The following is a 9,746-nucleotide window of genomic DNA, read 5'->3' on the forward strand; positions in this document are numbered from 1 at the left end:
AAGGAAACCGCCGAACTGACCCGCACCCAGATCCTGCAGCAGGCCGGTACGGCCATGCTGGCCCAGGCCAACCAGGTGCCGCAGGGCGTGCTCAGCCTGCTGCGCTGATCCCCACCCGCTGATCGACCTCCGGGCGCTGCATGACGCGGCGCCCGGATCCTGAAACACGTTCCACCTTCGCCAAAGGAAAAGCACCATGGCACAAGTCATCAACACCAATACGATGTCGTTGAATGCTCAGCGTAACCTGAGCACCAGCGGCAGCTCGCTGGCCACCACCATCCAGCGCCTGTCCTCCGGTTCGCGCATCAACAGCGCCAAGGACGACGCCGCCGGTCTGGCGATCTCCGAGCGCTTCGGCACGCAGATCCGCGGTACCGACGTCGCCATCCGCAATGCCAACGACGGTATCTCGCTGGCCCAGGTCGCCGAAGGTTCGCTGACCGAAATCGGCAACAACCTGCAGCGCGTCCGCGAGCTGTCGGTGCAGGCCTCCAACGCCACCAACTCGGCCAGCGACCGCAAGGCCCTGCAGGCCGAAGTGACCCAGCTGGTCAGCGAAATCGACCGCGTCGCCAAGCAGTCGGACTTCAACGGCACCAAGCTGCTGGACGGCTCGTTCTCCAGCCAGCTGTTCCAGGTCGGCGCCAATGCGGGCCAGGCCATTGCCATCGACAAGACCATCGATGCCAAGGCCAATGCCTTGGGCGGTGCGATGTTCGATTCGGTCAGCTTCACCATCGCCGCTCCGGCAGACGGCGCAACCGGCGTGAAGGTCAGCGGCATGACCATCACCAACGGCGCAGGTTCGGCAATCAGCATCGCCGACATCGACGTGGCCGCCCAGGGCGGTGCCGATGGCACCAAGACCCAGGACGCCGCCACCAAGGCCATGGTCGCTGCGATCAATGCCAAGATCGGTGAGACCGGCGTCCTGGCCGAGGTCGACGCTGCCGGTGGTGGCAAGATCAACCTGAGCTCGGTCAAGGACAGCGTCGACAAGAATGGCGCCTTCCTCGGTATCGCCGTGGAAACCGGCACCTGGACCGGCATCGCCACCGGCCCGGGCGACATCACCGCCAGCACCACCGCAGTGGCCAAGAGCTTCGCCGACAAGATCGACGTGTCCACCGTGAAGGGTGCACAGCAGGCGATGGAAGTGGTCGACAAGGCCCTGGGTGCGATCAACAGCACCCGCGCTGACCTCGGTGCGATCCAGAACCGCTTCACCTCGGTGGTGGCCAACCTGCAGACCTCGTCGGAAAACCTGTCGGCTTCGCGCAGCCGCATCAAGGACACCGACTTCGCCAAGGAAACCGCAGAGCTGACCCGCACCCAGATCCTGCAGCAGGCCGGTACGGCCATGCTGGCCCAGGCCAACCAGGTGCCGCAGGGCGTGCTCAGCCTGCTGCGCTGATCCACGGCAAGAGGGCGCCGCTACCGTCGGGTCGAACCGACGGTAGCGGCAACCGGGAAGCCACGATGCACGAAGGCGCGGGCCATGCCCGGCCCGGGATCACTCCCGAACCGGCTTGGCATCGCCCGCTCCTGCGGACCTCTCTTTCAGCGCTGTACCTTTGACTGTACGTACCGGGCGGCTTCGTCTCCCCCCGATTGTCAGTAGCCTGATCCCTCCCCTGCATTGGGGGAGGGCTTTTTGCAGACTCCCGGCAGCCCGCGGTGAACCTACCCGCACCCTGCCCCAGCCTTCCTGCAACCCGCGTGCCAGAACCTGCGCCAGACCATTGGCACGGCACGTGCATCAACGAAGTCCTCAAGACCCAGCGGCGCAGGCCGCTATTTTCGTTGACGACGGGCCACCGCACGACGGCCAGGCCCGGATACCAGGAGAATCACATGGCAAGCTTTGGATACGGTGGCATTGGCTCGGGGCTCAACATCTCGGACATCGTCAACCAGCTGGTCGCAGCCGACCGCAAGCCCGCCGACAACGCGCTGAACCTGCAGCAGTCCAAGGCCAAGATGCAGCTGTCGTCGATCGGCACTGTCACTTCAGCCTTCGACAAGCTGAAGACCGCGCTGACCGCACTGAAGGCCACCACCGCCTTCGATACCCGCACCGTGACCGCCACCGGCAAGGCGCAACCCGCCAACACCGACGACGTGCTGACGGCCTCGGTGGCACTGTACGACCTGGGCACGACCAAGGCAGCGGCCTCCAATGGCACCCACCAGGTGGAGGTGAAATCCCTTGCCACCGCACACAAGCTGATTGCCAATACCTCGGTAGGGAAGACCGACACCTTCGGCGCCGGAACCTTGACGCTGACCGTTGGCGTCGGCGACAAGGCAAAGACGATGAAGGTCGAGGTGGAAGCCGGCGATACGCTGACCACCGTGCGCAACAAGATCGACGCCGCAGGCCGCAAGGAAGGCGTGCAGGCGACCCTGATCGCCTCGGGCGACAACCAGTACCTGTCGATTGCCCAGGAAAAGACCGGCGCCGCCAATGCCATCAAGCTCGAATACGGCGGCAGCGACCCGAAACTGACCGCACTGGTGGGCAGCCTCCAGGAAAACACCGCGGCAGCCGATGCCGAGCTGACCATCGATGGCGTCACGGTGGTCAGCGCCAGCAACACCGTGGCCGACGCCGTGCCGGGGTTGACCCTGAACCTCAAGGTCAAGGGCAAGAGCACCGTCGTGATCAGCACCGATACCACTGCAGCCACCAAGGTGATGCAGGAGTTCGTGACCGCCTACAACGCAGCAATCGCGGCGATCAACACCGAGACCAAGTACGACGCCAAGACCAAGGAAGCCGCCACGCTGACCGGCGACGCGCAGATGCGTGGTGCCTCCAGCCAGTTGCGCTCGGTGATGTCGGGCGTGCTGAAGGAACTGTCCGCCGATGGCCTGGACCCGAAAACGCTGGGACTGCAGACGCGTGGCTACCCCAACGCCGACGGCAGCCTGGTGCTGGACGCCACCAAGTTTGCCGCCGCGCTGGCCAGTCAGCCCGAGAAGATCCGCTCGGCAATCACCGGCGACACCGGCGGTGCCGGCACGCTGTACACCATGGTCGACGGCTACGTCAGTACCACGGTCGGCAAGGAAGGTGCCTTCGTCGCCCGCACCAAGGGCCTCAACACCACGCTGGACAACATCGACAAGCGCCGCAAGGACCTCGACACGCGCATGAAGAACGTGGAGGAGCGCTACAAGAAGCAGTTCATCGCACTGGACAGCCTGATGGGCAAGCTGCAGCAGAGCAATACGTCGCTGCAGCAGCAGCTGGCACAGCTGAACCGCTAAAGGACGGCGTGCAACGCTCAAGTTTGGCGTGCAACGCACCGATAACGGACGCAACAGCAATCAACGCCGCACCGCCGGCAACGGTCCCCACGACCCGCCGGCGGCACCCCGCGCAAGGAGAATCACGAATGTACGGTTCCAGCCGTCAATATGCCGAGCAGTACCGCCAGGTGGGAGTGACCAGTGCGGTCGCCGATGCCGATCCGCACAAGCTGGTGGCGATGCTGCTGGCCGGCGCGCTGGAGCGCGTGCGGCGCGCCCTGGCCAGCCTCGAGCGTGGCGACCAGGCAGGCAAGGGCAAGGCGATCGGCGAGGTCTGCGCGATCGTCGGCCACCTCAATGGCTCGCTGGATCATGAGGCTGGCGGTGAAATCGCCGGGAACCTGTCGGCACTCTACGACTACGTGCTGCAGCGCCTGACCGAGGCCAACCTGCACAACGACCGTGCCGCCCTCGATGAATCCCTGCAGTTGCTGGGCGAGATCGACAGCGCCTGGAATGCAATCCCGCAGGAACAGCGCCGCCCGGCCGCGGTGGCGCCATGAGCCTGCACGAACTGCACGCCCAGCTGGACGCCTTCGAAAAGGCCCTGGGCGAAGACGCCCTCGACCAGGCCGACAGCCTGCTCGACGGTCACGACAGCACGCTGCATGCCCTGCTCAGCCAGCCGCTGACCTCGGACGACCACGCACCGCTCAGTGCGCTGTTCGAGCGCCAGCAGAACCTGCTGGGCCTGCTGCGCCAGCGTCGCGATGCGGTGGCAGCACTGATGAATGACGGCCAGCGCTCTCTTCGCGCGGCCCATGCCTACCTGCAGGCAGAATCGCTGGCATGACCCAACTGCCGACAACGTCGCTGCACCATCCCGCCGAAAGCGAGCTGTTCGACGAAACGCTCAGCTGCGAGCTGGCACTGCCCGCCGAATTCCAGGCAGGCAGTGGCACCGGCCGTACCGGCAGTGCCGAGGGCCTGCTGCGCAGCCTGGCGCTGGTTGAAGACAGTCGCGTTGACGAGCATGACGACCGCAATGAAGCCAGCCTGCAATTGCAGCGGCTGGAGGCGAAGCTGGATCTGGCGATGGTGCTGCTTGGCCGCCTGGTCCGCCAGCAGGGCCAGGAACTGACCCTGCGCCCGGTGCGCTGGTCGCGCCGTGGCATCCGCCTGCAACTGGGCCCGCGCAGTGGCGCCAGCCCCGGTCAGGCGGGCCTGGTCCGTCTGCAGCCCAGTGATTGGCTGCCCGACCATATCGACCTGCCGGTGGAAGTGATTGCCGAAGCGGCCGATGGCGGCGGCGGCCACTATCTGTGGCTGCGCTTCCAGCGCCTTGGCGATGGCCTGGAAATGGCCATGGAGCGCCACCTGTTCCGCCTGCACCGGCGTCAGGTGGCCGAGGCACGCCGGGCGCGCTGAAACCTGCCACCATCGCGCTTGGCGGGCAAGCCTTGGCGCGCCCGTTCAGCTAAGTTAAGGTGGACTCCCCTACACGGACCTGCTGCGTGCCTGTGCGAGTTCTCATCGTCGACGATCACACCCTGGTCCGCGCCGGCCTGGCGCGGCTGCTGCAGGGGTTTGCCGACGTGCAGCTGGTTGCAGAGGCCAGCAACGCCGAACAGGCGCTGCAGCTGGCCCTGCAGCACGCCCCGGACGTGGTCCTGATGGACCTGTCATTGCCTGGCCGTACGGGTCTGGAAGCGCTCAGCGATATCCGGCTGCGCGCGCCCGGTACCCGGGTTGTGATGATGACCATGCACGACGACGCCGCGCACGTGCGCGATGCCCTCGACCGCGGCGCGGTCGGGTTCGTGGTCAAGGATGCGGCGCCGCAGGAACTGGAGCTGGCGCTTCGCGCGGCGCATGCCGGCCAGGTGTTCCTGAGCCCGCAGATCTCCGCCAAGATGCTGGCACCGATGCTCGGCCGCGAGAAGCCCACCGGCATCGCCGCGCTGTCGCCGCGCCAGCGCGAGATCCTGCGCCGCATCGGCAAGGGTGAGAGCAACAAGGAAATCGCCGCCGACCTCGGCATCAGCGTCAAGACAGTGGAAACCCACCGCGCACGCATGATGGAGTCACTGGGCTGCCGTCGCGCCAACGATCTGCTGCTGTTGGCCGCGCGCCATCAGCACGAGCTGGAGTAAGCGCCAGCCTCGGCGTGACCAAGCGATGGCTGGGTAGAGTGGGCTGTTGGTAGAGTCGACTGTCAGTCGACTTGCGCGCGGAGCGCGGGACTTTTCCTTGGTCTGATCGGAGAGCAGTCGACTGACAGTCGACTCTACCGGTGATCGTCTCTATCGACAGCCGACGCAGCCAACCCGCACCCAGCGTCGAATTCCCGTCAGCCCGACACTCCCCGACAGGAATCCGTACACGGCGCAGCCCGATCAATCCGGGCCTTGCACCGGAAATCAGCAACTTAGCAGCGATCATCGTCAACATTCCGCGCCGCTGTAGGGAATACCCCTACACGCCGTCAGGAAATTCACGAAGCTCCTCAGGAACCCCCCGATTCCGCCACCGCCGGATCAAAAGCAAGATGCGTTCCACAAGGCGCCGGGGAGCGGCGCCGGGGAACCACGATGAAGGCTGCACTCTCGACCCAGCTGGGCCAACAACTTCACCTCACCCCGCAGCTGCTGCAGTCGATCCGGCTGCTGCAGCTTGATGGCCTGCACCTGGAACAGGAAATCCAGCGCCTGCTGGACTCCAATCCCCTGCTGGAAATCGAAGAGCCCGAAGCACCGGCCGCCGACGCCACCGACGTTGCCACCGCGACGCTGGAAACCGCCGCGTTCGACGAGCTGCCGGAGTCGTCGATGTGGGACGTGGCCGGCGCCAGCTGGCAGGACGGCGACGACGACCGCATGGCGCGCATCGCCGCCGGCGAATCCACCGACCCGCAGCTGCGCGTGCTGCAGCGCCTGTCGCTGGACATGGATGATCGCCAGCTGGCAGTGGCCGCATTCTGGCTGGACCACTGCGACGAGGCTGGCTACCTGCAGGCGCCACTGGGCCAGCTGCAGCTGCTGGCCAGCGCCCAGTTCGACATCGACGCCGACGGCGTCGAAGCCATCCGCCAGCAGCTGCTGCACGGTGACCCGGCCGGCATGGCCGCCCAGGACCTGCGTGAGGGCCTGCAGGCGCAGCTGCGCAGCCTGCATGGCGCGGTGCCTGCCCGCCACCTGGCCATGCGCATCCTGGACGGCGCACTCGATGCGCTGGCCGCACATGATTACCCCGCCCTCGCCCGCCAGCACGACGCCGAGATCGACGACGTGCGCGAAGCGGTACGCCTGATCCTGTCGCTGCAGCCACGCCCAGGCGACAGCCTGCTGCCGGAACGCAATGCCGTTGTGGTTCCGGATGTGGTCGCCTGGCACGCCGATAGCCAGTGGAAGGTGGCATTGAACCCGGCCACCAGTCGCCGCGTCTCCATCAACAGCCAGTACGAACAGGCGCTGGCAGAGACCAGTGAGGCCGCCCCGGCACTGCGCGAGATGCTGCAGGAAGCGCGCTGGTTCAGCCGCGGCCTGTCGATGCGCTACGACACCCTGCTGCGCACCGCGCGGGTAATCGTCGAGCGCCAGGCCGCGTTCCTGGTGCGTGGCGAGGAAGCCATGGCACCGCTGACCCTGAAGGAAGTAGCCGAGGAAATCGGCATGCACGAGTCCACCGTCTCGCGCATCACCACCGGCAAGTTCCTGCAGACCCCGCGCGGCACCTTCGAACTGAAGCATTTCTTCGCCGTCCGACTGGAAGGCGCCAGCGTCTCCGGGCAGGCGGTCAAGGCCATGGTCCGCCGCCTGATCGACGCCGAACCGGCCGGTCGGCCACTGGCCGATGAGGCGATCGCCGGCCTGTTGTCACGCCAGGGGGTGAACATTGCCCGCCGAACCGTCGCAAAATACCGGGAACAACTGGACATCGCCCCGGCCCGTGAACGGCGCCGGCTCGGCGCCAGGCAACCACAGCTGGCCCGGGTGGGCTGAAAAGGATGTTGCACATGAACAAGCTTACCGTCCTGCTGGTCGATGACCACGAGGGCTTCATCAACGCGGCAATGCGCCACTTCCGCAAGATCGACTGGCTGCAGATCGTCGGCAGCGCCGGCAACGGCCTGGAAGCGATCGAGCGTTCGGAAACGTTGCGCCCGCAGGTCGTATTGATGGATCTGGCAATGCCTGAGATGGGCGGCCTGCAGGCCACCCGCCTGATCAAGTCGCAGGACGACGCACCGTACATCGTGATCGCCAGCCACTTCGACGACGCCGAGCACCGCGAGCACGCGCTGCGTGCCGGTGCCGACAATTTCGTCAGCAAGCTGTCCTACATCCAGGAAGTCATGCCGATCCTGGAAGGCCTCAGGGAGGAACAGTCGTGAGCGAATCGCGCATCCTTGTGCTGGACAACGACGCCGTGCGTGCAGAGCGCACCGTTGCCCTGCTGGAGTTCATGGACTTCAACCCGCGCTGGGTCTCCGACGCGGCCGACTTCGATCTGGGCCGGCAGCGCCAGAACGATTGGATGGCAGTGATCGTCGGCAGCCTGGACGACAACGCCGCCAGCACCGCACTCTACAACTGGCTGGGCGGCAGCAGCCTGCCACCGCCGGTACTGCTGGCCGACGGTGATGCCGCAGCCTTCGCGCAGCAGCACGGGCTGCACGAAGCCAACATCTGGCCACTGGAGACGCCGCTGCGCCACGCGCAGATGGAAGCCCTGCTGCGCCGCGCCAGCCTCAAGCGCCTGGATGCCGAGCACCAGGCCGGTGCCGCGCAGGAGCAGGGACCGACCGGCAACGGCCCGGCGGTCACCGCACTGCGCACCATGATCGAACAGGTGGCCGCGTTCGACACCACCGTGCTGGTGCTGGGCGAATCCGGCACCGGCAAGGAAGTGGTGTCGCGCGCCATCCACCAGCGCTCGCCGCGCCGTGATGGCCCGTTCGTGGCGATCAACTGCGGCGCCATTCCGGCCGACCTGCTGGAAAGCGAACTGTTCGGTCACGAAAAGGGTGCCTTCACCGGCGCATTGACCGCGCGCAAGGGTCGTTTCGAAATGGCCGAGGGCGGCACCCTGCTGCTGGACGAAATTGGCGACATGAGTCTGCCGATGCAGGTGAAGCTGCTGCGCGTGCTGCAGGAACGCAGCTTCGAGCGCGTCGGTGGCAACCAGACCATCCGCTGCAACGTGCGTGTCGTGGCCGCGACCCACCGTGATCTGGAAACGCGGATCGCCGAAGGCAAGTTCCGTGAGGATCTGTTCTACCGCCTCAACGTGTTCCCCATTGAAGTACCCGCGCTGCGCGAGCGTCGCGAGGACCTGCCGGCACTGGTGGAAACCATCGCCGCACAGCTGGCGCGCACCGGCCGTGGCGAAGTGCGCTTCACCCCGGAAGCCCTGCAGGCACTGGCGGGCTACGAATGGCCGGGCAACGTGCGCGAGCTGACCAACCTGGTCGAGCGCCTGGCCGTGCTGCATCCGGGTGGATCGGTGCGCGTACAGGACCTGCCGGCCCGCTACCGTGGCGATGCCGCGCTGGCCGCCGTCGCTACGCCGGCGCCGGCACAGCCCGCCACCAGCGAAGAACGACTGGACCTGCGCAGCTTCTCGTTCCACACGCCCGGCAGCGGCAACCAGCCGGCGCTGGAGCACGGCATCGCCGTCAATCGCCCGGCGGCACCGGCCGCCCTGCCCGACGAAGGCATGGACCTGCGCAACCACATGGCCAACATCGAACTGGGCCTGATCAACGAAGCACTGGAACGTACCCAGGGCGTGGTCGCCCACGCCGCCCAGCTGCTCGGCCTGCGCCGCACCACCCTGGTGGAAAAGCTGCGCAAGTACGGCATCGAACGCGAGCAGGCCGAACTGGCCGGCTGAAGCGCGCTACCAGCATGAAGGGGGCACGAACGCCTGGGCTTGCCCGGGCGTTGGTGTTTCTGGCACCGCTGCACGACGTCAGTAGATCCACGCCATGCGTGGATAGAGACCGTGGCCGCGCGCTGACAACGCCGCGCATCTGCACGAATTCCTACAGACAACGTTGCCGCGTTCCGGAGGATGGAGTGGGACCTCCCAACGAGGCTCCACCATGCATCGCCTCACCCTGCTCGCCGCCCTGCTCTGCCCCGGCATTGCCACCGCAATCGGCTGCACACCGCCCGCCACGCTCGACCAGCGCCAGAATTCCGGCCGATGGACCCTGCAGCCATAGGCCAGAAAACCGACGCCGGTTAAATGGCGCCACGACCGGAGCCAGAGCCCGTTGCGTTGCAACGGGATCCGACCCCGTGCCGACCAACGGTCGGCACCCACCATCATCAGAAGCACCATCAGAAGCACCATCAGCAGCAGGTTCCAATAGATCGCGGCCAACTGTCGAAGGCGGGGGGTCCGGTTGCGGGGGCGTGAGCGCCATGGATGGCGCGACCGAGCCTCCATGGACGGATTTACGGCGTCCCCCGTAACCGGCC

The 9,746-nt window shown here is 66.4% G+C and carries 11 protein-coding genes; all 11 read left to right on the top strand.

Annotated elements, in window-relative coordinates; all coding sequences use genetic code 11:
• The coding region (locus O0K41_RS21265) for a flagellin (protein ID WP_308304563.1) at positions 1–108 on the top strand (108 nt) is incomplete at its 5' end.
• An 88-nt stretch (positions 109–196) separates the two neighbouring features.
• Positions 197–1,417, top strand: a complete 1,221-nt coding sequence (locus O0K41_RS21270; protein WP_088435877.1) for a flagellin — start codon at positions 197–199, stop codon at positions 1,415–1,417.
• A gap of 440 nt (positions 1,418–1,857) precedes the next feature.
• Positions 1,858–3,276: a flagellar filament capping protein FliD gene (gene fliD, locus O0K41_RS21275; RefSeq protein WP_043033573.1), complete on the top strand. Its 1,419-nt coding sequence runs from the start codon at positions 1,858–1,860 to the stop codon at positions 3,274–3,276.
• Between the two features lie 128 nt (positions 3,277–3,404).
• The gene (gene fliS / locus O0K41_RS21280; protein WP_005409561.1) at positions 3,405–3,821 is read left to right on the top strand and encodes a flagellar export chaperone FliS; all 417 of its coding nucleotides are present in this window, start codon (positions 3,405–3,407) and stop codon (positions 3,819–3,821) included.
• A complete protein-coding gene (locus O0K41_RS21285) occupies positions 3,818–4,111 on the top strand; it encodes a hypothetical protein (RefSeq protein ID WP_005413263.1) in 294 nt (97 codons plus the stop codon). The genes fliS and O0K41_RS21285 overlap by 4 nt, the downstream gene beginning before the upstream one ends.
• On the top strand, positions 4,108–4,686 hold the full coding sequence (locus O0K41_RS21290; protein ID WP_005413262.1) for a PilZ domain-containing protein: 579 nt from the start codon (positions 4,108–4,110) through the stop codon (positions 4,684–4,686). Before O0K41_RS21285 ends, O0K41_RS21290 begins: the two co-directional genes overlap by 4 nt.
• Before the next feature lie 92 nt (positions 4,687–4,778).
• Positions 4,779–5,411, top strand: a complete 633-nt coding sequence (locus O0K41_RS21295) for a response regulator transcription factor (protein ID WP_005413261.1) — start codon at positions 4,779–4,781, stop codon at positions 5,409–5,411.
• 438 nt (positions 5,412–5,849) lie between these two features.
• Positions 5,850–7,259 carry an RNA polymerase factor sigma-54 gene (rpoN, locus tag O0K41_RS21300; RefSeq protein WP_164221927.1) on the top strand — a complete coding sequence of 470 codons (1,410 nt, stop codon included), beginning with the start codon at positions 5,850–5,852 and terminating at the stop codon, positions 7,257–7,259.
• Positions 7,260–7,273: 14 nt separating this feature from the next.
• Positions 7,274–7,651, top strand: coding sequence for a response regulator transcription factor (locus O0K41_RS21305; RefSeq protein ID WP_005409556.1), 378 nt, complete (start codon positions 7,274–7,276; stop codon positions 7,649–7,651).
• Entirely contained in the window at positions 7,648–9,153 is a 1,506-nt protein-coding gene (locus O0K41_RS21310; RefSeq protein ID WP_033833133.1) for a sigma-54 dependent transcriptional regulator, read from the top strand. The genes O0K41_RS21305 and O0K41_RS21310 overlap by 4 nt, the downstream gene beginning before the upstream one ends.
• Positions 9,154–9,364: 211 nt before the next feature.
• Positions 9,365–9,487: a hypothetical protein gene (locus O0K41_RS21315; protein WP_262408386.1), complete on the top strand. Its 123-nt coding sequence runs from the start codon at positions 9,365–9,367 to the stop codon at positions 9,485–9,487.
• Positions 9,488–9,746 lie beyond the last annotated feature (259 nt).

Source organism: Stenotrophomonas sp. Sm2128 (assembly GCF_030985535.1).
Taxonomy (GTDB): Bacteria; Pseudomonadota; Gammaproteobacteria; order Xanthomonadales; family Xanthomonadaceae; genus Stenotrophomonas; species Stenotrophomonas maltophilia.

Bases quoted from the DNA above. Each gene is read 5' to 3' on its own strand.
- O0K41_RS21270 (WP_088435877.1), top strand. From the start codon at position 197: ATGGCACAAGTCATCAACACCAATACGATGTCGTTGAATGCTCAGCGT.
- fliD (WP_043033573.1), top strand. From the start codon at position 1,858: ATGGCAAGCTTTGGATACGGTGGCATTGGCTCGGGGCTCAACATCTCG.
- fliS (WP_005409561.1), top strand. From the start codon at position 3,405: ATGTACGGTTCCAGCCGTCAATATGCCGAGCAGTACCGCCAGGTGGGA.
- O0K41_RS21285 (WP_005413263.1), top strand. From the start codon at position 3,818: ATGAGCCTGCACGAACTGCACGCCCAGCTGGACGCCTTCGAAAAGGCC.
- O0K41_RS21290 (WP_005413262.1), top strand. From the start codon at position 4,108: ATGACCCAACTGCCGACAACGTCGCTGCACCATCCCGCCGAAAGCGAG.
- rpoN (WP_164221927.1), top strand. From the start codon at position 5,850: ATGAAGGCTGCACTCTCGACCCAGCTGGGCCAACAACTTCACCTCACC.
- O0K41_RS21305 (WP_005409556.1), top strand. From the start codon at position 7,274: ATGAACAAGCTTACCGTCCTGCTGGTCGATGACCACGAGGGCTTCATC.
- O0K41_RS21315 (WP_262408386.1), top strand. From the start codon at position 9,365: ATGCATCGCCTCACCCTGCTCGCCGCCCTGCTCTGCCCCGGCATTGCC.